The organism is Mucilaginibacter ginsenosidivorans (assembly GCF_007971025.1).
Lineage (GTDB): Bacteria > Bacteroidota > Bacteroidia > Sphingobacteriales > Sphingobacteriaceae > Mucilaginibacter > Mucilaginibacter ginsenosidivorans.
The window spans coordinates 119,864-145,581 of the sequence record NZ_CP042436.1; the positions used below are offsets into that span (position 1 = coordinate 119,864).

The window sequence follows — 25,718 nt, forward strand, 5'->3', positions numbered from 1 at the left end:
CTTACAATATCGACATTAGCTCCTTCAGGTGATTGATCTGCGCCGGCACATCATCCGGTTTATCCAATCCAGTAGGATTGAAATAAATGGCGTCCATACCAAATGCTAAAGCTCCATACACATCGGCCTCCAAACTGTCGCCTATCATCAGGCTTTCAGCTACGGAAGCTTTGGCAAGATCAATGGCGTACTGAAAGATAGCCTTGTCCGGCTTATTAGCACCGGCTATTTCGGAAATGATCACGTTCTGAAAATAGCCACCCAAATTCGTGCCATTGATCTTAATATCCTGCGACTCACGAAATCCGTTGGATATCAGGTGCATGGTATATTTTGATTGCAGGTATTGCAAAGTCTCGTGTGCGTGTGGAAACAAGTTGGTTTTGGTAGGGCACAGCCTCACGTAATCATCCTCAAAACCAGCCGGTATAATGTCCGGGTGCATACCCAGATCAAGGAAGGTTTGTTTAAATCGGGCATTACGCAGGGCCTCTTTGGTGATGTTACCCAAATGGTACTCTGCCCACAAACGGTGATTATTACGTGTATATGTTTCTATAAATACGTCGGCTGAGTGCAGCCCCAGTTCTTTTAATTTATAAATGCCATAAAGTTCGTGCAGGGTTTCTTCGGCATTTTTATCGAAATCCCAGATGGTGTGATCGAGGTCGAAGAAAATGTGTTTGTATTTTTTGATATCGGATCTCGGATTTTCAATTTCGGGTTTTTGAGTTATCATCGGCTCAAAACTACAGTAAATTCGAAATTGAACATCCGAAATTCGAAATTATCATCAACCCATCTTCTCTCCATACGCCAGGTCACCCGCATCTCCCAGGCCCGGCACGATATAGGCTTTCGACGTCATTTCCTCGTCTATCGCACCTATCCACAAATGTGCTTTGGGCAAATTAGCCCTTACATGTTCAATACCTACCGCACTGGCAATAACAGCAGCAATATGCAGTTCCTTGATGGTGTACATTGCCATCAGTTCCTTGCATACCTCCACAATACTCTGCCCGGTGGCCAGCATCGTGTCGCACAGGATAAGTATTTTGCCGTCAAGATTGGGCGTGGCTATGTGGTCGATGTTGATGATGAAGTCGCCGTTCTTCCGCACCTTTCGGTACGCGGTAATAAATGCCGAGGGCGATTTATCAAAAATGTTCAGAAAACCCTGGTGAAATGGAAGTCCCGCCCGCAGGATAGTGCCTAACACCGGCTGGGTTACCGGCACGTCCACCGTTGCCGTACCAAGCGGCGTTTGTACCTCGCGGGTAACATATTTTAATTTCTTGCTGATCTCGTAAGCCAGTATCTCGCCTATTCTTTCCTGGTTCCTGCGAAAACGGAGCCTGTCCTGTTGGGTTTCGGCATCGCGCATTTCGGCCAGGAATTGATTGCCTATCGTGTTGGTTTTACTGAGTACAAAAAACATGTTTAAATCTACAGATTTTGCACGCATTTTTTCTAAAACAATCATAGGATCTGGGATTAGGGTAAAACGGTTAACGGACTTTGTATTTAACTAACGAATTCGGTTATTATTAAGTTTTTTATATCAGTAATATTTTGATCTGCCATCCTTTTTTGATCCTGCTGACATAGGGCTGTCAAAACATTTCGTCAATTTGTATGGCGAAGCAGGTTCCGATTTTATTACCCGGGACAAACATTCTCAAACACATGCCATTATTTAATATTGTATTTTTGTATTCCTATGGATTTCAAGTTAACTTCAGAATACCAACCCACCGGCGACCAGCCCGAAGCGATAAAGCAACTGGTACAGGGTGTCAATAATAACGATACGTACCAAACCCTGCTTGGCGTTACAGGGTCCGGAAAAACTTTTACCATTGCCAACGTCATCGCGCAAACGCAGCGCCCTACGCTGATACTGAGTCATAACAAAACACTGGCCGCCCAGCTTTACGGCGAATTCAAACAATTCTTCCCGGAGAACGCGGTAAACTACTTTGTATCGTACTACGATTACTATCAGCCCGAAGCTTTTATACCCACCACCAATACCTATATCGAAAAGGATCTGCAGATAAATGATGAGATAGAAAAGCTGCGGTTGCGTACAACCTCGGCTTTGATGTCGGGGCGGCGGGATGTGATCGTTGTTTCGTCCATTTCCTGTATCTACGGCATGGGCAACCCCGACGATTTTAAGGATTCGGTATTCAAATTTGCCGTAGGCACACGGATCAGCCGCAACGCATTCCTTCACCGCCTGGTTGAAATACTTTATTCACGTACCACAGCCGATTTTAAGCGCGGCACGTTCCGTGTCAAAGGCGATGTAGTGGACATTTACCCGGCTTACCTGGATTATGCTTATCGTATTTCGTTTTTTGGGGATGACATTGAAGAATTAAGCAGTTTCGATCCGGGCACAGGAAAGACGATCGAGAAAATGACCCACATGGTGCTTTTCCCGGCCAACCTGTACGTTGCGCCGCGCGAGCGCTTCACCCAATCCATCTGGGCCATACAGGAGGAGCTGGAAGTGCGCAAGAAGCAATTTATTGACGATCAGCGTTTCCTGGAAGCTAAGCGGCTGGAGGAAAGGGTTAACTACGACCTGGAGATGATACGTGAGCTGGGCTATTGCTCGGGCATTGAAAATTATTCAAGATTCTTTGACGGCCGCAAACCCGGCGCACGGCCCTTCTGCCTGCTCGACTATTTCCCGGACGATTATTTGATGGTGATAGATGAAAGCCATGTAACAGTCCCACAGATCAGGGCCATGTATGGCGGTGACCGTTCGCGTAAGATATCATTGGTTGAATACGGCTTTCGCCTGCCTGCTGCGCTGGACAACCGCCCCCTCAATTTCCAGGAATTTGAAAAACTGGCCCCGCAAACCATTTATGTGAGCGCCACCCCTGGTGATTTCGAACTTGAAAAATCGGGCGGTGTGGTAGTGGAACAGGTAATACGACCCACAGGCTTGCTAGACCCGGTGATTGATGTACGCCCGGTGATAAACCAGGTGGATGACCTGCTGGAAGAAGTTGACCAAACTGTAAAACAAGGCGACCGCGTGCTGGTAACTACCCTTACCAAACGTATGGCCGAGGAACTGGCGAAATATATGGACAGGCTGGGCATTAAATGCCGCTATATCCATAGCGAAGTAAAAACATTGGAAAGAGTTGAAATACTCCGAGGATTGCGTTTGGGTGAATTTGACGTACTGATCGGCATTAACTTACTGCGCGAGGGGCTCGACCTGCCCGAAGTTTCCCTGGTAGCTATCCTGGATGCGGATAAGGAAGGCTTCCTGCGCTCAGAACGTTCCCTGATACAAACCATCGGCCGGGCTGCCCGTAACGACCGTGGCCGGGTTATTATGTATGCCGATAAGATAACTGATTCCATGCAGATAACGATGGATGAAACCAACCGCCGCCGCGAAAAACAGGTTTTATACAATACCGAACATGGTATCACTCCAAAAACCGTCGGAAAATCGCGCGAAGCCATTATCGAACAAACCTCGGTGATGGACTTTGTAGGTGGCGTGCAAAAAGCTTACGTCGAAGCGGACTCGGTTTCCCTGGCTGCCGACCCTATTGTACAGTACATGTCCAAACCTGACCTGAAAAAGGCTATCGAAAACACCCGCAAGGAGATGGTTACTGCTGCAAAAGATATGGATTTCCTGCTGGCAGCCAAGCTCCGCGACGAAATGTTCGCACTGGAAAAGTTAATGGATGAGAAATTCTAATGTGCAGATTTCAAATGTGCGGATGTGCAGATCCATATCAGGTCAAAATATCATCGTAAGATCATAAATTACGCATACAGCGCCGCAATTGCCAGTTTGCACGTAACGGCAAGTAACAAAAGCCGGGTCAAAACGTCATAATTTTGTGGATCAGTGCGATGTCATATTTTTGCATCCTATCATACACAAACATTTTTAGCGTTATTAACTTATATTTGTATAATCAATTTTAGTGCAGATGATATTACTTCGTTTTCTATTTCTAGCCATTCTTATAATATATATCTTTCGTGCCCTGGTGCGTCTTCTATTGCCGATGCTGTTCCAGAACATGGTCAATAAGGCACAACAACAGGGTCAGCAGCAACAACAATACCGCAGCCAGAAACAACCTGAAGGAAAGGTGAAAGTTGATTATATACCTGAAAACAAAAGCTCCATCCCGGATTCGGAAGGGGATTTTGTGGATTATGAGGAAATAAAATAAAACGTGGATCAAAAACCGGTATTCAGACGCCGTCACTTCGGCAATCCTGCCGTATTCAATATACTCGTAACCAACTATGTTGTCGCTGCGTTTGGCCTTGCTATTTTTGTCAACTCGCAGCATAAATTATACTGGTTTTTTTGGGTGGTTATGGGCGGCGTGGCAGTATACAACGTTTTCGCCCTTTATAAAAACCGTGAAGAACTGGATAAAGTATCGGTCATCGCTTACATTATCGGCCTGGCGGGCATGGGCCTGTTATTTTTGGCATTCTAAGTCATTATTACAGTGTTACTTCCCCGGTATCAAAATTTAATTCCTATTCTAAGTCAAATTTCTATTTTTGGGGGGAATTTTATTTTTTCTCCATTCAAAAAACTTAAATGAGCAACTGGTTCAAGCGAAATGCCACTCACCTGGCCATCATCGGAATTTTAATAGCGATCTGTTTCTTTTACTTTACCCCCGCTTTCCAGGGAAAGACTTTGGGTCAAACCGATGTTATCGGTGCGCAGTCCACCCAAACAGAGATCAACCATTATAGGGAAAAGGACACCACTATACTTTGGACGAACCAGATATTCGGCGGAATGCCAACTTTCCAGATATGGGCACCCTATCCTGATAACGTAACTACCTGGGTAGTCAAAGCGGTAACCAACGCTTTCCCAGATCCGCTTTACAACATATTTATTTTGCTGTTCGGCTCGTATTTCCTGTTCTGTGTATTAAAACTCAACCCCTGGCTGGCAGCTGCGGGCGCCGTTGCTTTTACGTTTTCATCCTACAATATCATATTATTAGCGGCGGGACATTCCAACCAGTCGTTCGCCATCTCGTTTTTTGCGCCGATAATAGCCAGCATTATCCTTACGCTGCGGGGCAGGTACTGGCTCGGTGGCTCGCTGACGGCGCTGTTCCTGGCGCTTGAGATACGGGCCAACCACGTACAAATGACCTATTACCTGTTACTGGTAATTTTCATACTCCTGGGCATCGAACTGTACCACGCCATCAAAAATAAAACAACAAATGCTTTCCTCAAATCACTGGGTTATCTTGGCGCCGGCGCTTTGCTGGCCCTGATGGTCAATGCCTCATCGCTGTGGAGTACTTATGAATATGGCAAGGAAACTATCCGCGGCCAGTCTAATCTTAAACAAACCACGGCGGAGCCCAGCAATGGCCTGGATAAGAATTATGCATACGAATACAGCCAGACACCCGGTGAAACTTTCACCTTCCTGATACCTAATGCATATGGTGGCGACTCGGGTTTAAACGCGCTCGATTTTCAAAATTCCGACTTCAATAAAGCATTTGTTTCTGCCGGAATCCCACAGGAACAGGTTGGTAACGCGCTGCAGCAATTGGCCGCCATCGGCATCCAGTTCTCAACTTATTGGGGCGATAAACCCCTGACCAGCGGCCCGCACTACATGGGCGCAGTTATCTGTTTCCTGTTCATTTTTGGCTTGTTTATCGTACGGAACCGGATCAAATGGTGGTTGTTGGCATCCGTCATCCTGACTATTTTACTGTCATTCGGCGCGTCATTCCCCTATGTATCTGATATTTTCTTTAAATATTTCCCGCTATACAATAAATTTCGGGCAATAGAATCCATTCTATCTGTTACAGGTTTGTGCGTCCCTATTTTGGCAATACTGGCCATAAAGGAAATAACAGACGGCACAACAGATAAAGCCGACGCTCTAAAAAAATTAAAGATTACTTTTTACATTCTGGGTGGACTCACGCTTTTGATGGCCGTATTGCCCGACCTACTGCTGAGTTTCCGCCCGGCTAGCCAGGCTACGCTGGTAAAAAATCTTACCCAGGTGTTGAAAAATGACAGCGGCTCGGCAAACAGTATTGTAAACGCCCTGGTGAGGGACCGCATTTACCTTGAACGCATGGATGCTATCCGCTCATTCGTTTTCGTCGTGCTGACCTTTGGGGCCTTATTCGCCTTTATCAAAGGGATGATAAAGCCGGTGGTGCTATGCATTATATTTTTCGCCCTGATCCTTGTCGACTTATGGCAGATTGACAAGCGTTATCTTAAAGATGAATATTTCACGGAACGCCAGGAAAACCTGCAGCAAAGGCCGCGTGAGATAGACCAGTTAATCAATCGCGACACCGACCCGGATTATAGGGTTGTTGATCTGGGACAGTCGCCAAAACAGGATATGACAACCCCGTTCTTCCATAAATCGTTATGGGGCTATTCGGCGGCAAGATTAAAACGTATCCAGGAAGTTATCGATAACCAGTTCTCTAAAAGCATCAACCAGGATATACTGGATATGATGAATACCAAGTATATCATTACCCAGGACCCGCAAACCGGCAATCAAACGGTAAAAACCAATAACACAGCGTGTGGTCACGCCTGGTTTGTTAAAGATGTGGAATATGTGAAAGATGCGGATGAAGAAATGAAAGCGATCAGCGCTTTCTCGCCAAAGGATAAAGTGATCGTCGATCAGCGCTTTAAGGGACAGATCGATGGCAAATCAATTGGCATGGACCCCAACGGCAGCATAAAACTTACCAGCTATTCGCCAGACCATATGGTTTATCAGAGCGGTACATCGGTTAACTCGATAGCCGTATTTTCCGAGATCTATTACGATAAGGGCTGGACAATGTATGTGGACGGCAAGGAACAGCCTTATTTCCGTGCCGATTACTTATTGCGCGCAGCTGTGATACCCGTTGGCAATCATAAAGTGGAATTCATATTCCACCCGGCATCCTATTATACCGGCGAAAAGATATCGCTGGCTGGTTCCATATTATTGGTACTTGCCTTAGGCGGGGTTGTGTTTATGTCGGTCAGGAAAAAGCCGGGAACGGAAGTAAAAGAAGCTTAACTAAAACAACTCCTAAAAAAGGGCGGTGGACTTGAGACCCACCGCCTTTTTTTGTTTAATCATTCGTCCGCCGGTACCGCAGCCAATACCATCCCAGGTTAAGGGCGATCACTATATGGTTAAACAGCGTCGGCGCCAACCCGTAGTGCTTCCTCATAATATCAAAACGCTCCTTTAAGCTTTGCCGGTGCCTTTTCTTCGACATACCGCCGACCAGGTATTTGGCAACGTACTGATGTGTATTGACGATCTTCTTCGCTTTCCTGGTAGCATTTAATATCCAGTCAATATCCGCGCTCAAATGATAACTACGGTCAAATGGCCCTGCCAGCAATCGCCTCACATAAATGGCCTGGTGACTCACACTCATGCCATATTTAAAACTGCGCCAGGTAAAGCTTTGGGGCGCCTTATGCCGCCGCTGCCCGAGGCTGTTACCTTTGGCATCTATCATTTCTGTTTCCCCATAGTAAACGTCAGCATCATCAGTTGTCGCGAAAACATTGGCTACCGTATTTTCTGAATAGAATTCGTCCCCCGAATTCATGAAAAGCACATAGTCGCCTGTTGCCGCTGCTAAGCCTTTATTCATCGCATCGTAAATTCCGTCGTCCTTTTCGCTGATGAGTTTAGCAAGTTTATCCGCATATTTTTTGATAATGCCGAGCGTACCATCGCTCGAAGCTCCGTCGACAACGATATATTCAATGTTATGGTAAGTTTGCCCCAATACTGAAAGCATCGTCCGCTCGATGTCCGCGGCGTTGTTAAAAACAATGGTGATGACGCTTAATTTAGGGTTGAACATTTGCCCCTCCCGTCCCCTGAAGGGGAAGCTTTAATAGACCATGATACAAATCAATATGCCGCTTTGCGATCACCTCTTCTGAAAACACATCCATCACCGTTTGCCGCGCATTCTTATTTAACTGTTCCCTGTCGGGATTATTGATCACCCATTCCATCCCATCTGCAAAACTTTCGGACGAACGGTATTCAGCAAGATAACCGTTTTGCTCATGCTTCACCATATCGGGTATACCGCCTGTTCTAAATGCAATGACAGGCGTCCCGCAACTCAAACTTTCCAATACGGTATAGGGAAGGTTATCCTCCAGCGAGGGTATCAAAAAAGCATCGGCCGCAGCATAGCAAAGCGCCAGTTTTTCATCATTACTGATAGTCCCAAAAAAACTTGTTTTGAATGGAAATTCGGGAACATCTTCAGTATTTCTATTTCCAAAAACTACCAGTTCTATCCTATCGGCGGTCGCCCCCAGCCTTTTTTTGAGTAGCTCAAGGCTATCGAGTAAATAACTTGTTCCTTTATGCATATCCTTCCGCGAGGGCATAAACCCGCTTAGTAATATAAATTTGTCTATAGCAAACCCCGCCTTTTCCCTGGCCGATGATTTATCCACAGGCATGAATATATCCGTCTCCAGGGTGTTCGGTATCTGCGCAACCGGCTTACCCCTCATCAGGCTGCTTTCGCCTACCGACATTTGCATCCATTTGCTCGGCGCTACTATCCTAAAATTCAGCACATCATAGGCCGCCCGTTTTTGCTTCCATATTTTATGCGACTGGTCGTTGGGACCCGCATCTTTCAGCAGGGGGCAGTTACCGCACTCATTTTTGAAATGATCGCAGGTATAGCGCACATGGCACCCCCCGGTAAAGGCGTTACTGTCGTGGAAGGTCCAAACTACCGGCTTACCAAGTTTCGCTATTTCTGCGATATGCTTCGGGTCCAGGAACCCATGATTTACCCAATGCAGGTGGATAATGTCTGCTGCCTTCACATCGGGATGATGGATAACCGACCGGCCGAACCAGGCAAACGAGAACGGCGTTTTTAATGCTTTAAGATATCGTTTTGCTAATATTCTTTCAAGAATGATCGTAGCGGCCGTATAGCCTTTTCGCAACAAATTTGTGTTAAAATCACCTATATCCGAATTTTTTCCGAATTTGTAATGCACAATTATTTTAGATTCGATACCTTGATCTGTTAATGCGCGGTTAAGCCTGACACAGGCCCTGCCCGCTCCGCCGTTACCATCGTAGGTATTTAAATGCACTACTTTCAAGATGTCCAAAAATACATTTATTCAGTTCAAATAATTTTCAAGTGATATGAAAAAACTATACCTGTCCTTTTTCACAATTATTCTCTTCGGCAACCTCGTTACGGCTCAAAGCCAGGAAACTTACTTTACCTCGTACCCAACGCTTACGCCCGACGGCAAAACTGTCATATTCAGCTATGAGGGCGACCTGTGGAAAGCAGAGATCGGCAACCCGGTAGCCTCAAGGCTTACCGCCATGCAGGGGGAGGAGACATCACCAAGGGTTTCGCCCGATGGCAAATGGCTGGCGTTTTCATCCAATCAATTCGGCAATAACGATGTGTACCTGATGCCGCTGGCCGGTGGCGAGATCAAGCAATTGACTTTTCACGATGCCAATGACCAGGTAGATTCGTGGAGCTGGGATTCAAAATCAATTTATTTCACTTCCAACCGTTACAACAGCTTCAGCGAGTATAAAGTTGGCATTACCGGTGGTACGCCAACCCGCTTGTTTGGCAACTATTTTAATACTATACACGGCGTTTTTGAACATCCAACCAGCGGCGAATTGTTTTTCAGCAGTACATGGGAAAGCTACCTGTTTGCTAACCGCAAGCGTTATAAAGGAGCATACAACCCCGATATACAATCCTACAATCCAAAAACCAAAACTTATAAGCAATATACCACATGGGAGGGCAAGGATTTTTGGGCGACATTGGACCAGAAAGGCAATATCTACTTTGTATCCGACGAGGCTAATGAAGAATACAATCTTTACACTTTCGTCGACGGTAAGAAAACGGCTTTGACGCAATTCCCAACCTCCATCAAGCGACCGTTTGTAAGCGCCAATGGTGAAAGGGTGGTGTTTGAAAAGGATTACCAGCTATATGTTTACAATGTTGCATCAAAGCAAACGCAAAAACTGAATTTCAGTATATTCCGAAACGATGTGTTGCCCAAAGAGCAGGAATATGACGTAAAAGGCAAAATAGAGGCGATGGATGTTTCGCCCGATGGTAAAAAACTGGCTTTTGTTTCGCGGGGCGAACTTTTTGTAAGCGACGTTGAAGGTAAGTTTATTCGTAAGATCGAACGCGGCAACAGCGAACGGGTATCCGAGGTTAAATGGCTGGCCGATAACAAGTCATTGATATTCAATCAAACCCTGGGCGGTTATTTCAACTGGTATACTGTAGCGGCCGATGGAACCGGAAAGGAAAAGCAGATAACTTCCGACAAACAAAATAACCGGCAGCTGACAACCAACAAAGCCCGCACACAAGGTGTATACCTTAGCGGACGCGAGGAGGTACGGCTGATAGACCTGAAAGATCTTACCGGCAAAACCATTGCAAAAGACGAAGTTTGGGGCTTCCAGGACGCGTCGCCATATATTTCACCAAATGGTGAGTACGTGGTATTTAATGCGCACCGCAATTTCGAACAGGATATCTTCATCTGCAATATTAAGACGGGCAAGACGATGAACCTGACGAATAGCGGTGTTACGGAAGCCGAGCCTTTCTGGTCGCCGGACGGAAAATACATTTACTTTACTACATCGCGCACACAACCCGAATACCCTTATGGTTCCAGGGATGCCCATATTTACCGCATGCCACTTCAAAAGTTTGATGACGAATTCAGGCTGAATAAATTCAACGAGCTGTTTAAAGAAACCAAAAAGGATTCGACCGATAATAAAACAAAGGACAAAAAGAAGGATAGCAAGAAAGCCGAAGCGCCGACACCAAAACCGCCAGCCGAGATCGTTATCAATACGGAAGACCTGATGAAGCGGCTGGAACGCATAAGTCCAAACTTTGGTAGCCAGCGGTCGCCTTATGTGATACAGAAAGGCGATAAAACGCATGTGCTTTATATGTCTAACCACGCCGAAGGAAAATGGGCGCTATACCATACCACCATACAGCCATTTGAGGAAAACAAGACGGAAAAGGTTGGCAGTGATATTCCGGGCTACGATATTGCAGTAGCAGGTGATAAATATTACGTATTAGGTTCGGGCAACATTTACACGCTTAACCTGGATAACAACAAGACAGAGCGGATAGAAATGAGCTATAAATTTGACAGGAATTTGGCCGGCGAGTTTAAGCAAATGTTTGACGAAGCCTGGGCCGGGCTGGAGGAAAATTATTATGACGGCGATTTTCACGGCACTGATTGGAAAAAAATGCACGACCAGTACGCCGCTTACCTGCCTTACCTCAACAATCGCGCGGACCTGCGGCTGCTGCTGAATGATATGCTGGGAGAACTTAATTCGTCGCACCAGGGCTTTTACTCGAACGGCGGTGAGGAAGCCAGGACCCTGCGTTACCACAGTATGGAAACCGGCATCGTATTTAATAATGACGATCCTTACAAAGTGGATTCTGTGCTGAAAAATACAAATGCTGATAAAGTGGATGTCAACATTAAGCCCGGCGATCGCCTGAAAGCCGTCGACGGTGTTGCTGTAGATGAAAAACAGGATAGGAATTACTATTTCTCTAAACCATCACTGGATAAGGAACTGGAACTGACCTTTACACGCGACGGCAAGGATATCGCCTTAAAAGTCCACCCTGAACCAAGCGGGGACTTCTCGGGCGACCTGTACGATAACTGGATTGAAAACAATAAGAAAATTGTCGAAGAAAAAAGTAAGGACCGCATCGCTTATGTGTATATGAAAAACATGGGTGGTGGTGCGCTCGAAACCTTCCTGGAAGACATGGTAGATTACGCTTACAAGAAAGATGCCCTGATCCTCGACCTCCGCTACAATACCGGCGGTAATGTACACGACGCCGTGCTGCAATTTTTATCGCAGCGTCCATATCTGCAATGGCAATACCGCGGCGGGCAAAAAACGCAGCAGCCAAACTTTTCGCCGGCTGCCAAGCCTATCATACTGCTGGTAAACGAGCAGACCCTTAGCGACGGCGAGATGACGGCGGCCGGTTTTAAGCAATTAAAACTTGGCAAGATCATTGGCACCGAAACTTACCGCTGGATCATCTTTACGAGTGGTAAAGGTTTGGTTGATGGCTCGTTCTATCGCATACCTGCCTGGGGCTGTTTTACGCTCGATGGTAAGGACATTGAAAAGACCGGCGTTACACCCGACATCGATGTAAGAACCAGCTTTACAGACAGGCTTGAAAACAAAGATCCGCAACTGGACAGGGCAATAGAAGAAATTTCCAAACAATTGAAATAATCTCCCTTATTGGTAGAGGCGCAAAATTTTGCGTCTCTACCTAATATTTTCTTTTCTTTGCATCCATAAATGGGTAACGAACTTACGGATAAGGCATTCTGGGCCAATTACTGGGAATCAAAAAAGGGCCTGGCCTTCCCGGTACCTGCCAACTACACTTTTCATAAGCTGCTGAAACAGGTAGTAACTGAAAACAAAGTTGAAACTGCGATTGAATTGGGTGGTTTTCCCGGTTATTATGCCATATTCCTCAAAAAATATCTCGGGCTAAAAACAACGCTTTTTGATTTCTATGTACATCAAAAGGTTTTGAAAGAAGTATTAACCGCGAACGATCTTACTGAGAAAGATATCGCTGTTATTGAAGGCGATCTGTTCAAATACGAAGCCAATGAGACTTATGACCTGGTGCTTTCATGCGGTTTGATAGAGCATTTTAACGACACCAAAGATATCATTGCACGGCACCTCACCTTTCTCAAACCCGGCGGGACATTATTGATCACGCTTCCTAATTTCACGGGGGTAAACGGCTGGGTGCAGCGTAAATATGATATGGGTAACTACGAAAAGCATAATATCAGCAGCATGAACCCGCAGTTACTTGCAGGCTATTGCAAAGAGCTGGGGTTGAAAAACGTTGAGGCTTATTATTATGGCAAGTTCTCCATCTGGCTGGAAAATATGGCGGAGCAATCAGGTTTGGCTAAGGCGTTTCTAAAGCTATTGTGGCTTACTGGTAAGATGGCTACCAAGATAGTGCCCGTCGAAAGCAAGGGACTTTCGCCTTATATCGTAGTTAAAGCAATAAAATAGCTATTTTTTAACCAGGTATTTGGCTTGCAGCTGCTTCATAAAACGTATCCCTCTTTGGATGAAATTGCCTTTACGTTTCGACAGGAATTGCTTTATGGCCTGGTAGGCCTGCGCATTCTCTTTTATCTCCGCCGGGAATTGGGTGACGGGTTGCCGGGCTATCTGCACCTGGTAAGTTCTTTCGTTATTGGAGTGTACGCCGCTGCCATCGTGCCCGATGTTGTGTACAAGTGAATGCGAAGGATTTAGCGTAAGGCCATTTTTCAGGAAAATGGAAGCATACCAGCGTATGGCCCACGAATTATTTTTACCTGCCTTAAACTGTTCCATCTGCTTCCAGAAATTCATGTTGCCTTCAATAGAAAACTGGTGTGTCTTTTGCCTGTCGAACTGGCTGATCAGCTTATCTACGTCCGGCTCAAAATCCTTCCAGGCCCTTGCCCAAGTGGCCCAGCCCCAGCTGGTGGCAGCCCGGTAAAAGAAGGTCTCGGGCAATTGTTTTGATGGCAGATTGTACATGTAAGCGCCAACATGCATCACCTTTTCTTCCTTTGCATAGCGGCTCAGCGATTCATTGAAATACTGTAAAGTATAAGGCGACGACAGCAGGTCATCCTCAAAAACGATCACTTTATCATATTCGTTCACTAGTTTAGTGACACCTGCAATGACAGAATTGGCCAGGCCAAGATTCTCTTTCCGTTCTTCTACCTTAACCGATTTAAACCCTGACACTTCTTTAAGCAATTGGCGTACCTGTTCAACTTTCACCCTGTCAGCTTCGGTTTTCGGGCCATCCGAAAAAATGAACAGCCGCGACTCGTCTGCAAAAAGGTTCTTTTGGAGGTAGCTTATCGTCCGCCGCGTATGCTCGGGTCGGTTGTAAACAAAAAGGGCTATCGGGGCCAGGTTTTGCATAGAAATAGAAAAAGATCAAAATATTTCGGGTTGCTGATCAGCCTTTTTACAAAGCACCGTGTACGCATTGGCCATCTCCTCGTTTTTTTTCTTGCCGGAAAACGCGATCAATCCTTTTTTTATATTGTACTCGATACTGATCTTCAGATCGGTGATCAAACTCTTTGGTTTCTTTTGATTCACGTAGGTATTAAACCTGGTCACTTCGGGCTCTATCATCGATGTCAGGTCCGATACAATATCAAAACCTTCTGTCTTCAGCAAATAGCGCAGCGAAGTTGGCGTGTAAACATTAATATGTCCGTAAGCCAGAAAATGTTTTATTTTTTTATCGACATCCGCCTTATAATCCCGCGGAACTTCGATAACACAATATTTGGCTACCCGTTTTAACTCGCGCAACAGCAGCCGTTCATGCTCCACATGTTCTAGCACATGCGACAGGATGATCAGGTCGAAACTCTCGTCCCCAAAGGGCAAATGATAGCCGTCGAATACCTGTACCGATCTCAGCCCTGGTATATTCCTGGCTTTGATATGCTCCACGCCGCTTTCGGATATCTCCACCGCATCATATTCGCGCGCAAAATCCTGTTCGGCCAAAAGCTTCAAAATACTGCCGTCACCGGCACCCACTTCAAGAACTTTGTTGAAAGTATGACCTTTGCATACATCGACAATATGCTGCGCCTTGTATTTGGCGCCAAGCATGCGCCAGGCTTCATCATGCTCCTGGTAAAAAACATCATAAGCTGTTTTGACGCTATCTGTTACGATCTGTTGCTGCATATTGTGCGAAGATAAAATTATAGCACAAGATTTTGGCTTTGTTGATAAATCGAAATTAGGCGTTTATTATTTTTTCCTGAGGACGGTAAATTCCGTTCGGCGATTGAGTTGCCTGTTACCAGGGTTGTCCCGTCCATCGGGGAATGAATTTGGCACGAGCGGCCTGGTTTTGCCATAGCCCTTTGCGGTTATCCGTTCCTTAGAGATTCCTTTAGAAATAATATAATCTACACAGGACTGGGCCCGATTTTGCGACAGCTCAAGGTTATAGACACCAGATCCAATTGAATCAGTATGCGAGCTTAATTCAATCTTAATAGCCGGGTTATCATTCATGATCCCGACGATGTCGTCAAGCGCTTTTACCGATTCAGGCCGTAGCGTTGCTTTATCAAAATCATACAATATGTTTTTGATCGCTATTGGCTTTTCAACAACATATCCTTTAAGGCAGGAATTTACCGTGAGAAGCGTGTCTTTTCTTGCGCTCAAAGCAAGGAATACGCTTTTCGTAAAGTATCCTGTCTTTTCAAATACGAGTTTATAAGCAGGTATGGCGGCTGTGGTGAAGGAATAATTACCCGAAGCGCCGGTGGTTGTTACGCCTACCGGTCTGCCGGAAATAGAATCAAGCAAACTTACTTTAACACCGGATATTGATTTGGATGAGTCGCAATCAGACAGATTTCCTGCTATAGTCATCGATCTGTAGCGCAGTGTGAATAAGTTAAGGCAACATTCCGATTCCCGGTCCGAACTGAAATAGAATTGATGGTCGTTATCCGGGTCGGCAAAATAATATAAATCATCTTTTGATGAATTGGCAGGGTATCCCAGGTTGTGCGGCGCGGACCATTGACCCTCCCTATTATAGCTTTCGAAAAAGTCAAATCCCCCCAAACCAGTGAACCCCTTAGAACTATATACAAGGCGTTTACTTTTCTGATCATAGAAAGGTGCTTCATCATCGTCCGAAGTGTTGACCGTTTTACCGGCATTAACTGCGTCCGTCGGATTACCATCAGCATCAAGGTTACTTGACCATATATCAAAACCGCCTTCGCCCCCGACTCTGTCCGAAGCAAAGAACAAATGTTTCCCATCGGCGGTTACAAATGGCTGAATTGCATTCGAGCCGTCTGCATTTACTATATTATTCAGTTTTTGAAGTGCCGACCAGCCGTTGTCCCCCTGGGTCGTACAATATATTGATGCCACGATCTTGCCCCCATCCTTATACCAACCGGCCAGGTACATTCTTTTATGCAGCGCATCATACGATGGTGTACTGTAATGCATATCCTTTACCTGTTCATTCCCGGCAAAACTCAGCATGAGCGGGTTAGCCGAATTATTGGCGAAATAGATATGATTTAAGTTTTGATTGTTGTCCCGTGTCGAAGTAAACCAAAAATCGGCTCCGTTCCTGGTTAAAGCATAATTTCCGCCGTCCACATTCCATGGAGCAGGCATTTTTTTAATCTCAACCGGTAGCGATGCTATATATTGCTGTTTAGCAAAATAACAAGTCGTTATTTCCTTTGCAGCCAGTTCGTTATAAGTTCGCTCACCTTTATAGCCGGAGGTAAACTGCTGAAGCTGCATTATTGCCTCGTCAAACCGCTGATTAGCGCGCAAGCACACGCCATACCACAATTTTGCTAAGGGATAGGCGGCCGCATCTCTATTACTGACCACGGTATCATACCATTTTTCAGCTTTACCATAATCCTGGTACAAACGGTATGATTCGGCGAGTTGATAACAGATATATAGATGTTCACTGCTGATGTTATCCTTTGATGTATTTCCGTGTGAGTAAAAGGGTATCCTTTTTTGCCCGGTTAGCTTTCCGGTAGCCAGTTGATCGAAATAGTAAGCAGCCTGCGAATAATTCTTATTATCAAATTCCTTTTCAGCCCTGGCCCTTATGTCCTTATACTGAGCAAAAGCCGTATCAAGTAAGAAAAACGAAAAAAGAAGGAGGCAAAAATTCTTCATTTTCATCCTGTTTAAAACCTCGGGCATACAGGTGCCGGTCCTTTAATACGTTTATGAAAAACATAGCTTACCGATAATTCAAAACCACCTTGACCACTTGAAGCCGCCCGTAGCCCGGAGGTGTTAAAATCATAACTAACGCCAATAATGAGGCTGTTCACATGGTAGCCTACATCTGCCACAAAAGCGTCGTTCAACCGGTACATACCGCCGAGGATAAGCCCCCTGTCATCATCTGCCTTGAGCTCCGAATATATCCCGAGCGCTTTAACCTGGTTATTCTTTTGGCTCATGTAAATAAAGTGCGGGGTAATGTCAAGCTGGTCTCCGGCCTTAAGCCGAACGCCGCCATGTACTACGTAACGCAGCGGCAACTTGCTGCTCAATCCTTCTACAGCGAACGGGTCTTTAGGCTGTGTAAGATGTGCAACGCTTACACCACCAAACAAGTTTGCGTTATGATCGGGGTCGCTATCGTAATAGAAAGCTCCTACGCTTGCATCAAATACGGTCGCATTGGTTGTTGCAAAATTTTCAAAGCTCGGAGCATTCGGATCATAGCCTGTGATAGGGTTATACTGATCGTCCAACTGGAGTTTATTGGGGTCAAAACCCCGGTTGATAATTCCGGCCTGCAAACCGAAGTGCAGTTTCTTCATCCCATCTTCCGAGACCGATATGCCGTAGCCCAAAGAGCCATAGGCGGCGAAGTAATTATAACCGGCATTACCGGCAGCCTGATTCATGATATTTAATCCCAGGCCAAGTTTCTCGGTTGGCAAAAAGTCCATCGACACTCCACCGGTCTTGTAGCCGCTGCCGATGCCGGACCATTGTTCCTTAGCATTCAGATTTAGCCGCATATCACCATCAATAACACCTGTCAAAGCCGGGTTGAGCCACAGGGGATAGGCGTAATATTGCGAGAAATGCGGGTCGACCTGCGCTTTCACCATATTGGCCGCAACCAATAGTATCGATATGCTTACTATTAACTTTCTCACCGTAATAAAGTAACTGATCCCTTCTTTTTCACCTGTTGGCCATCATTCATAGTGGCCTCAACATAATACACATACACCCCCACCGGTTCTTTCGACCCTTTGTAAGTGCCATCCCACCCGCTATCAGGGTTCAGGGACGAATAAATCAATTCGCCCCATTGATCATATACATAGAATTTCACACTCCTGATATTGGGGCCGCGTACATATAAAACATCATTTTTCCCATCTGCATTAGGCGTAAACGCATTGGGTACGAATATCTGGTCGCCAAGCGGGCTGGCTGCCGTCCCGGTTACCGCTACCGAATTTGCGCTTTGCTGGCAGGGTGAATTGCCAATTGCAGTTATCACAATAGTAACGGTCTGCTGCGCCTGCAGGCCGGAAACTGTATGTGTGAGTCCATTGCTTCCCGAACTTGGATCGGTAAATGTTTGCCCGTTGTCCGTGCTTACCTTGTAGCCGGTGGCGCCGTTTACGGCGGACCATTGGAAAGTAACGCTTGACGCTGTAGTGGCGCTTACCGTTACATCCGGCGTATTTAACGGCTGTAATATCTGCACCTGCACAATCGTACGCGTTGCTGAGACGCAACCCGTCAAATTATCAGCAGCTTCCGCATAATAAGTAGTTGCCGAGTTTAATGCGGGCGTAGTGAAGGAGGAACCCGTAAAAATTGGGCTCCCGCCTGTGGCATTTGAGTACCAGTTGATCGCGGCATTATTGTCCGTACTGCTTGCCGTTAGCGTAGCTGTTGTGCCGGGGCAAACGGAGGTACCCTGCGCTGATACCTGGGGCAAGGGGTTAACTGTGATAGTTACCGGTGTACGGCTTGCCGAAACACAACCGCCATTATTAGCGGCTTCGGCGTAATAGATCGTATTTGACGACACCGACGGGGTAATAAAATCGGTTCCGGTAAATACAGCACTTCCGCCAGTTTGCGCCGCATACCAATTGTAAGTAAGTCCACCCTGTGGATTCGAAACACTCAGCGTAGCTGATGAGCCACTGCATACCACAACAGAATTACTTACAACCGATGGCGATGCAGGCGGGCTTGTTACATTCACCTGTACACTTGCCAAAGCCGGACTGGTACATAGCACACTGTTAGTTGCCTCAACATAAAAAGTTTGGCTGGCATTTAACGCCACCGTTGTATAGGTTGAGCCTGTAAATAAATGTGTTGTTTTGGAAGGCGAATCGTACCAGTCATAAGTAATTCCCACTTGCGGCGTGGATACAGACAACGTCGCAGTATTACCTGCACAAATATTTACAGTTGCAGCAGTTGGCACAGGCGTAGCGGGGCTTGCTGTTACCTGGATGGTAATCACGCCGCTTATTAAAGGTGTTGTGCACGACCCGGAAGTAACTGTCCGGCGATAATAGGTCGTCGTGTTTAGTACTGGCGGGTCATAATCTTTACCGGTTGCAGCCGGAATATCTGTAAATGTTACGTTGTCTGCCGAACTTTGCCATTGATAAACAGGAGTGCCATTTCCCCCGGTTGTTAAACTACCGGTGATCACCGCCGGGTTACCGGTACCACAGAAAGCGATCACTGCCGGAGCGGTTATATTATTGTTCGTCAAAACGGGCTCTATCGTTATTTTCAACGCATTGCTTGGCAAAGGAACGGCGCAGTTGCCCGATGTCACCAAACGGCGATACCAGGTAGTGATCGTTGTTTTGGGCAGGATGAGGTCGTTTGATGTAGCTCCCGTTATACTCGTAAAAGCGACATTGTCAGTTGAACTCTGCCACTGATACGTATAGGTACCATCACCTCCCGAAGGTGTACTGCCCGTTAGGTCGTAAGTTCCCGCGCCACCTGAAGGGCCGGCGTATTGTCCGCAAAAGGTATTTACAGGCTGTGCGTCAAGGGTATTATTGGCCAGGGGCGGCTGCACCGTAAATTGCACAATATTACTTGCAGCGGGTACAATACACGCTCCTGAAGTCACCGTCCGGCGATAGTAGGTAGTCGCTGAAATCGCCGCAGGATCGTAGCTTAGGGATGTAGCGCCAGCGATATCTGTAAAAATAGTACCGTCTGCGGAGCTTTGCCATTGATACGAATATGTGCCGTTGCCCCCGGTTGCGGCTACGCCTGTAATTATCGCTGGATCGCCACTTGCACAAAAGGACACAATAGCTGGTGCCGTTATTGCATTATTTGCAAGCGCCGGCTGTATTTGTATACTGATCATGTTGCTTGTATTTGGCACGGCGCAGGGGCTGGACACAATACGGCGGTAATAGATGGTCGCATTTAGGGCGGGTGGGTCATAAGTAAGCGAGGTCGCACCGCTAATATCTGCAAATGTGGTACCATCCGCAGAGTTTTGCCACTGATAAGTATAAATGCCGCTACCGCCGGTTGGCGTGCTGGCTGTAAGCGGCGCAGGATCAGTGTTACCACAAAAAATAGCAGGCGATGGTGCCGTGAGCACGTTGTTGGTAATAACCGGCGACGATGTCGGCGTGTATTTGGCAATGTAAGTATCGGACTGAAAGTTGATCGCTGTTACCGGCTTGGATGTACAGTTTGAGGGATCGAAATTCACTGTCGAACAGAAAGAGCCGCCGGCGATAACGTTGCTATTCTTATCCACACCCAGTTCGATGCCTAACGAAAGGTTACAATTAGCGCTACCAGCTCCAAAGGCCCATTGATAGTTACCATTGGAATCATACCTCCCTACAAAAAAATCGCGCTGCCCGTGATCGCTTACATTGGCAACAGCGGCGGACGGGTCGAAATCAATTGTGCCGCTAAAATAGCCTGTTATATAAATGTCATTATTATTGGGGTCGTTCCGGAGCTGGTAAGCAAAAGCGCTGCCGTTGAACCCATTTCCCCCCATATCTTTTACAAACTGGAACGTGCCGGCCGACGAATATTTAGCTATAAAAACGTCCTGTACGCCAATTGGAGTTAGTGTCGTGGCGCCAAACTTGATCTGAAAATTAATCGATGCAGCCAGGTAAACATCATTATTCGAATCGATACTGATGATCGACCCATTGTTCACAAATGTCCCGTCGATGGAATTTACCCAAATCAGTTTACCGGCAGGCGAATACTTAGCGACAAAACCCTTGCCAGCCCCACCTGCGTTTAACGTGGTATGCGCCCCCAAAGGGTCGAAATCAACCGTACCATCATAGTACCCCGAAACAACTATGTTGCCATTGCTATCCGTTCCATTACCGTATACTTCGGTGTCCCCCGATGTTCCCAGGTTAACGGCCCATAGCACGTTACCGTTGATGTCATATTTCACCATCAACCCATTAAACTGGCCGCCGGCTGCAGTATAATTTGTACCGCCAACAGTAACTGTGTATTGGAAAATTGAGGTGGTTGTCACATTACCCTGTGCATCTGCCGATACCTGTTCGCCCCTGTCAGTTCCGCTGGCGCCGAAAGAGTTCGCCCAAATAATATTACCGTTGGTATCCAAATGGATAACGAACATATCCTCGGCCCCCTGCCCTATTAAATTGAAAGCGCCCGCAGTAAGAACATTGGACTGAAATTGCCCCGTAATTGTCGGGTTCCCATTAGGATCGACAGTCATATTATTAACCTGGTCGAGGCCGTTACCCCCCATCGAAACGGCCCAAACCAGTGAGCCATCGGGTTTATATTTGGCTACATAAATGTCATACCCGCCAACAGAGGTTAGATTTTTCACACCCGCAGATGGATCGAAATCTACCGTGTTGCTAAAGTAGCCGGTAACATAAATATTGTTTTGATTATCTGTTATTAACCCGGTGGGTTTACTGTCCCCGGCTCCTCCGATATCATTAACCCACTGCGGAACAGGCAACTGGCAAAATCCCGCAAAAGGCAGGACAATAAAAAGCACGATGATCAGAAAAGGTTTAGTAATGCGTTTTATCATTGCAACAGGTTGCCCAAATATATTATTAATCCCTAAATTAACTATTATCCGGAAATTATTATAACGTTTCTTCCAAAAAGCTAAATGTGGCGTTTACAGATTTTTTGTAATTATTGCTACTTTAGCCGAATGTTCAATCTGAAAAAATTCATTCTAAAACATTTTCCTATAGACCAGTTCACCTCGTTGAAATCTTACTCCCAGGAAGGTGAAGATATGGTGATAAGGTCATTTTTTGAAGGAATGAAAAACTACAAAGGTTTTTTTGTAGATGTGGGCGCCCATCATCCCTACCGCTACTCGAACACCCTTTTTTTTTATCAGAACGGATGGCGCGGCATTAATATAGAACCTACTCCCGGAGCCATCAGGCTATTTAATATTTTCAGGCGAAAGGACATCAACCTGAATATCGGAATTAGTGACAAAAAAGATAAACTAACCTTCTATTGTTTTAACGAACCGGCATTAAACGGATTTTCGAAAGAACACTCAAAAGAAATAGATAGCGCTTCCAATCCTTATCATATTATCGAAGAAGTCGATGTGGAAACTTATCCCCTGGCGGATGTGCTGGATAAGTATTTACCTGCCGGGCAAAAGATCGATTTCCTCACGATCGATGTTGAAGGCCTCGACCTTGTAGTTCTTAAATCAAACAATTGGGCAAAATTCAAACCGTCTTACGTTATGGCCGAGGACCGGATAGATTTTGAAAATCTGGCAGAATCGGAGGTATACAACTACTTAAAAGAACAGGGGTACCAGTTAGTCGCTAAAACATTCCGGACCCTGTTCTTCAAGCTGATTTCTTAAAGCTATTCTTTTTTATAGGTTTGCGTGTACGCAGCGCCTGCAACAGCGTCAAGCCTCCATATCGTTAATGAGTCCGTGGTTATTTTTAATACGTCAAATGATCGTTGCAGCGGAGCCCCATTATCCAGTACCAGCGGACAACCGTGTGCCTCATCAAGTAGTTGCCATGCGCCATTTAACGGTGTTCCATTGCTATCGACGTTATAGGTACCATCAGCATTCAGGCGAAATATCCCCACCGGAAAAATATATTCTGTTCCGGAAATAACACCACCGGACACGTAGTCTGTCCGTATATTCACGTTATCCCAGGTTTGCTCAAGTTCGGTCAGCGACGGACAGGTTACGGCTGAATAGTGCTGCGTATAAATGATATTGCCTGCTTTGCGCCTGATGACCAATGAGTCATTGTTAGCTTTTAAAATATCAAACGTACGCTGCAATGAGGTAGCGCTATCCAATGTTATCTGGCAATAATCTTCGTTTGCTATCCATGAACCGTTTAGCGGCACATTATCACTTAAAACCCGGTAAGTACCATCGCTGCTCAACTGGAAGAAACCTACGGGATGTATAGTAGATGTCCCCGAAAGTGTAACTCCATCCGAATCATAGGTGTCGATCTGCGTATAAGCATTAGCCCATTTCTTGGCAATATAAGGCTGGTAAACACAGGAATAAGACTTGAATTTTTGGGTAATTACCGACGAGCCGGATTTTTGGCTGATCACCAGTGAATCGGCATCAAGTTTAACGATATCGAAGGTGACACCTAATTCGCCGCCCGCATCCAGCGCGAGGTTGCATTTATCGTCTATCGACCATTTTCCGGTAACGGATAATCCATCGCTTATGGCCGAATATGCTCCGCCACTTTTTATTTGGAGAAAGCCGACCGGGTGAGCGTAGGTGGTTGATTCTATCGTGCCGCCGGCATTGTATTTATCTACCTGGGTAACTACACTGGCCCATTTTTTTATAATAAGGCCGTCAGTAGCATGAGGGCATTTTTGAACGTCCGTTAAAGGTTCTACTTTCTTACAGCTATAAAATGAGCTTGTGCAGAAGATCGCTAAAATTGTGTAGAGTAGGGTTCTTTTCATCACTAAAAGTCTAGGTTAATGATGTAAAGGTATAATATTTTTTTTCTGTTTACTTAAAAAAGTTTCAAAATAAAAACCCGGCTGCTGTGCTATTATTGTCCGTCCCTGCTCTCCTTAACATAATGCTGTCCATAAATAACACGATTGGCAGTATCTGTTCTTGAAATAATCAGCGAATCATCTGAAAGCTTTTCTACAGCGAACGTCCTGCTATCTGTATTCCCCTTATCTAACGTTATCGTACAATCCTGGTAATTAAGGTGCCACATGCCCTCCAGCGGCACATCGTCACTGATAACGCTATAGGTTCCATCATTCTTTAAAGTAAAACTACCAACCGGGTGAAGATAATAGGAGTTGGTGACCTTGTTGTCGCGATCGAAATGCTGCACCAGGATATAGGCATTCGTCCATCGCTTCTCCACTCGTTTTACATCAAAACATGGCGACTTACTACTGTTTCTGCATGCACTAATGGCCAATATAGAGACCGCAAATAAAAGTGAGCGTGATAACCGGTTTCTCATTTGGGTTTATTGGATGATTAGCTATTATTTCTTCAGAAGCTTTTTGAATAGTGATATTAAAAATAAGGACCGAAGCATCATAATTGCCTGGTCATTTACTTTGGGAATAAATACCAGGAACATCGTCGATCCGCCATAAGCCGCCAATGTAGCTATGGCTGCTCCCATCATGCCCATTTTAGGTATCAGTATCAGGTTAAGCCCGATATTTACTACTGCACCAAAGCCTGTTCGGATGAATGTTAACTTATTATAATTTTCCGCGATAAGGTATTGCCCGCTTGCGGCACCAAGGAACACAAATATCCCCGACCATATATGTACAGACAATACGGGGGCGGCATAGGCAAATTCGGGCTTGTATAATTTATAGATTAGCGGCGATGCAAATGTTATCACCACAGCAACCGGCACACTCAGGTAAACCATCAGGTCGTACAAATGCTGGATACGCTTTCGGTAACGGCCGGCATCATCGCGCTTTGCATTAAGAATGGCCGGAAATAAAGATGTCACGATAACGACAGGTACAAAATTCCAGGCTTCGCTTAAAGAAGCTACGGTTGCATAGGCCCCGGCTTCCTTTACCCCCTTCATGTTCTGGATCATGATCTGGTCGATCTTCATAAACAAGGATATCATGATGCCGGATATGATAAGCGGCCACGAATAATTAAGCAGTTTTTTTGCGAGCTGCGAGTTATACGACCACTTAAACACGTCGCGTCCCTTACGCTGATAAGTGAAGTAATAGCCTATCGATATCAGCAAAAAATCAAAGGCATAGGCGTATACAAACCAGATCAATGGCATTTTGCTAAAGATCAAAACGAGTTTGATCGCTGCTGACAACAAGTTACCTCCAACCTGCACCTGCATGATGTATTTTGATTGTACCTGCGACTGGAAATAGGAATCAATAACCGTAAAGGCCTGGACTATGCCGATCATGGAAAAGATAAAAACATAGCTATAGGGGGTGCCTTTTGCAGGGTATACCTGGTATGCCAGCCACATCAGCGGAACACATAGAATACCGGCAAGTACCTTCATCCAAAAGGACGTACCTAATATTCTGTCCCGGTTTTCGGGAAAAGCATGTAACTCTTTTACTATGAATTGGTCGAGGCCAAGAGTGGCTATAGCCGAAAAGAAATAGATGTAAACGGTACCACCAAAAAGGATACCGTTTTGCCCCCTGCCCAGGTAGTTGGCGACACTGATGCCGACTATCATTTTGATGAGCAAACTCCCAACCCTGCCGACAAACAGCATCCCCGTATTTTTGAAATACTTGTCGAATGCTTCCTGGTCGAATCCGGGGATATTAGGTATGCGCATAGTTTGGGTAAAGATATAAAAAAGTGTGTTGGTCGATGGTTCATGGACTCCTGTGT

The 25,718-nt window shown here is 45.7% G+C and carries 19 protein-coding genes; 7 read left to right on the forward strand and 12 right to left on the reverse strand.

Going from position 1 to position 25,718, the window contains the following annotated elements; all coding sequences use genetic code 11:
* Position 1: 1 nt before the first annotated feature.
* Together FRZ54_RS00535 and upp are read right to left on the reverse strand one after the other, a co-directional pair.
* Positions 2 to 739 (reverse strand): YjjG family noncanonical pyrimidine nucleotidase, encoded by a 738-nt coding sequence (locus FRZ54_RS00535; protein ID WP_147029706.1) that lies wholly within the window; start codon positions 737 to 739, stop codon positions 2 to 4.
* A 54-nt stretch (positions 740 to 793) separates the two neighbouring features.
* On the reverse strand, positions 794 to 1,441 hold the full coding sequence (gene upp, locus FRZ54_RS00540) for a uracil phosphoribosyltransferase (RefSeq protein WP_147029707.1): 648 nt from the start codon (positions 1,439 to 1,441) through the stop codon (positions 794 to 796).
* A 282-nt stretch (positions 1,442 to 1,723) separates the two neighbouring features.
* Between upp and uvrB the strand changes: the two genes are divergently transcribed.
* The 4 genes from uvrB (at position 1,724) to FRZ54_RS00560 (ending at position 7,117) form a co-directional block, all read left to right on the forward strand.
* Positions 1,724 to 3,748, forward strand: a complete 2,025-nt coding sequence (uvrB, locus tag FRZ54_RS00545) for an excinuclease ABC subunit UvrB (RefSeq protein WP_147029708.1) — start codon at positions 1,724 to 1,726, stop codon at positions 3,746 to 3,748.
* A 238-nt stretch (positions 3,749 to 3,986) separates the two neighbouring features.
* On the forward strand, positions 3,987 to 4,235 hold the full coding sequence (locus FRZ54_RS00550) for a DUF4834 family protein (RefSeq protein WP_147029709.1): 249 nt from the start codon (positions 3,987 to 3,989) through the stop codon (positions 4,233 to 4,235).
* 3 nt (positions 4,236 to 4,238) lie between these two features.
* Positions 4,239 to 4,511, forward strand: coding sequence for a hypothetical protein (locus FRZ54_RS00555; RefSeq protein ID WP_147029710.1), 273 nt, complete (start codon positions 4,239 to 4,241; stop codon positions 4,509 to 4,511).
* A gap of 107 nt (positions 4,512 to 4,618) precedes the next feature.
* A complete protein-coding gene (locus FRZ54_RS00560) occupies positions 4,619 to 7,117 on the forward strand; it encodes a YfhO family protein (RefSeq protein WP_147029711.1) in 2,499 nt (832 codons plus the stop codon).
* A gap of 55 nt (positions 7,118 to 7,172) precedes the next feature.
* Here FRZ54_RS00560 and FRZ54_RS00565 read toward each other — a convergent pair whose 3' ends face one another.
* Together FRZ54_RS00565 and FRZ54_RS00570 are read right to left on the reverse strand one after the other, a co-directional pair.
* On the reverse strand, positions 7,173 to 7,925 hold the full coding sequence (locus FRZ54_RS00565) for a glycosyltransferase family 2 protein (RefSeq protein WP_147029712.1): 753 nt from the start codon (positions 7,923 to 7,925) through the stop codon (positions 7,173 to 7,175).
* On the reverse strand, positions 7,912 to 9,219 hold the full coding sequence (locus tag FRZ54_RS00570) for a glycosyltransferase family 4 protein (protein WP_228462590.1): 1,308 nt from the start codon (positions 9,217 to 9,219) through the stop codon (positions 7,912 to 7,914). Before FRZ54_RS00570 ends, FRZ54_RS00565 begins: the two co-directional genes overlap by 14 nt.
* A gap of 37 nt (positions 9,220 to 9,256) precedes the next feature.
* Between FRZ54_RS00570 and FRZ54_RS00575 the strand changes: the two genes are divergently transcribed.
* Together FRZ54_RS00575 and FRZ54_RS00580 are read left to right on the forward strand one after the other, a co-directional pair.
* The gene (locus FRZ54_RS00575; protein WP_147029713.1) at positions 9,257 to 12,427 is read left to right on the forward strand and encodes a S41 family peptidase; all 3,171 of its coding nucleotides are present in this window, start codon (positions 9,257 to 9,259) and stop codon (positions 12,425 to 12,427) included.
* Between the two features lie 69 nt (positions 12,428 to 12,496).
* Positions 12,497 to 13,243 (forward strand): class I SAM-dependent methyltransferase, encoded by a 747-nt coding sequence (locus tag FRZ54_RS00580; protein ID WP_147029714.1) that lies wholly within the window; start codon positions 12,497 to 12,499, stop codon positions 13,241 to 13,243.
* Here FRZ54_RS00580 and FRZ54_RS00585 read toward each other — a convergent pair whose 3' ends face one another.
* The 5 genes from FRZ54_RS00585 to FRZ54_RS00605 form a co-directional block, all read right to left on the reverse strand.
* Positions 13,244 to 14,161, reverse strand: coding sequence for a glycosyltransferase family protein (locus tag FRZ54_RS00585; RefSeq protein ID WP_147029715.1), 918 nt, complete (start codon positions 14,159 to 14,161; stop codon positions 13,244 to 13,246).
* Positions 14,162 to 14,176: 15 nt separating this feature from the next.
* On the reverse strand, positions 14,177 to 14,950 hold the full coding sequence (locus FRZ54_RS00590; RefSeq protein ID WP_147029716.1) for a class I SAM-dependent methyltransferase: 774 nt from the start codon (positions 14,948 to 14,950) through the stop codon (positions 14,177 to 14,179).
* Between the two features lie 66 nt (positions 14,951 to 15,016).
* Positions 15,017 to 16,951 (reverse strand): OmpA family protein, encoded by a 1,935-nt coding sequence (locus FRZ54_RS00595; RefSeq protein ID WP_187359716.1) that lies wholly within the window; start codon positions 16,949 to 16,951, stop codon positions 15,017 to 15,019.
* Between the two features lie 11 nt (positions 16,952 to 16,962).
* Positions 16,963 to 17,955 carry a PorP/SprF family type IX secretion system membrane protein gene (locus FRZ54_RS00600; RefSeq protein ID WP_147029718.1) on the reverse strand — a complete coding sequence of 331 codons (993 nt, stop codon included), beginning with the start codon at positions 17,953 to 17,955 and terminating at the stop codon, positions 16,963 to 16,965.
* Entirely contained in the window at positions 17,952 to 21,875 is a 3,924-nt protein-coding gene (locus FRZ54_RS00605; protein WP_147029719.1) for an Ig-like domain-containing protein, read from the reverse strand. The genes FRZ54_RS00600 and FRZ54_RS00605 overlap by 4 nt, the downstream gene beginning before the upstream one ends.
* A 129-nt stretch (positions 21,876 to 22,004) precedes the next feature.
* Between FRZ54_RS00605 and FRZ54_RS00610 the strand changes: the two genes are divergently transcribed.
* The gene (locus FRZ54_RS00610; protein WP_147029720.1) at positions 22,005 to 22,691 is read left to right on the forward strand and encodes an FkbM family methyltransferase; all 687 of its coding nucleotides are present in this window, start codon (positions 22,005 to 22,007) and stop codon (positions 22,689 to 22,691) included.
* 2 nt (positions 22,692 to 22,693) lie between these two features.
* Here the strand turns inward: FRZ54_RS00610 and FRZ54_RS00615 are convergent, their stop codons facing one another.
* The 3 genes from FRZ54_RS00615 to FRZ54_RS00625 form a co-directional block, all read right to left on the reverse strand.
* Positions 22,694 to 23,794 carry a hypothetical protein gene (locus tag FRZ54_RS00615; RefSeq protein ID WP_147029721.1) on the reverse strand — a complete coding sequence of 367 codons (1,101 nt, stop codon included), beginning with the start codon at positions 23,792 to 23,794 and terminating at the stop codon, positions 22,694 to 22,696.
* Positions 23,795 to 23,886: 92 nt separating this feature from the next.
* Positions 23,887 to 24,321, reverse strand: coding sequence for a hypothetical protein (locus FRZ54_RS00620; RefSeq protein WP_147029722.1), 435 nt, complete (start codon positions 24,319 to 24,321; stop codon positions 23,887 to 23,889).
* A 24-nt stretch (positions 24,322 to 24,345) separates the two neighbouring features.
* On the reverse strand, positions 24,346 to 25,662 hold the full coding sequence (locus tag FRZ54_RS00625) for a flippase (protein WP_147029723.1): 1,317 nt from the start codon (positions 25,660 to 25,662) through the stop codon (positions 24,346 to 24,348).
* Positions 25,663 to 25,718 lie beyond the last annotated feature (56 nt).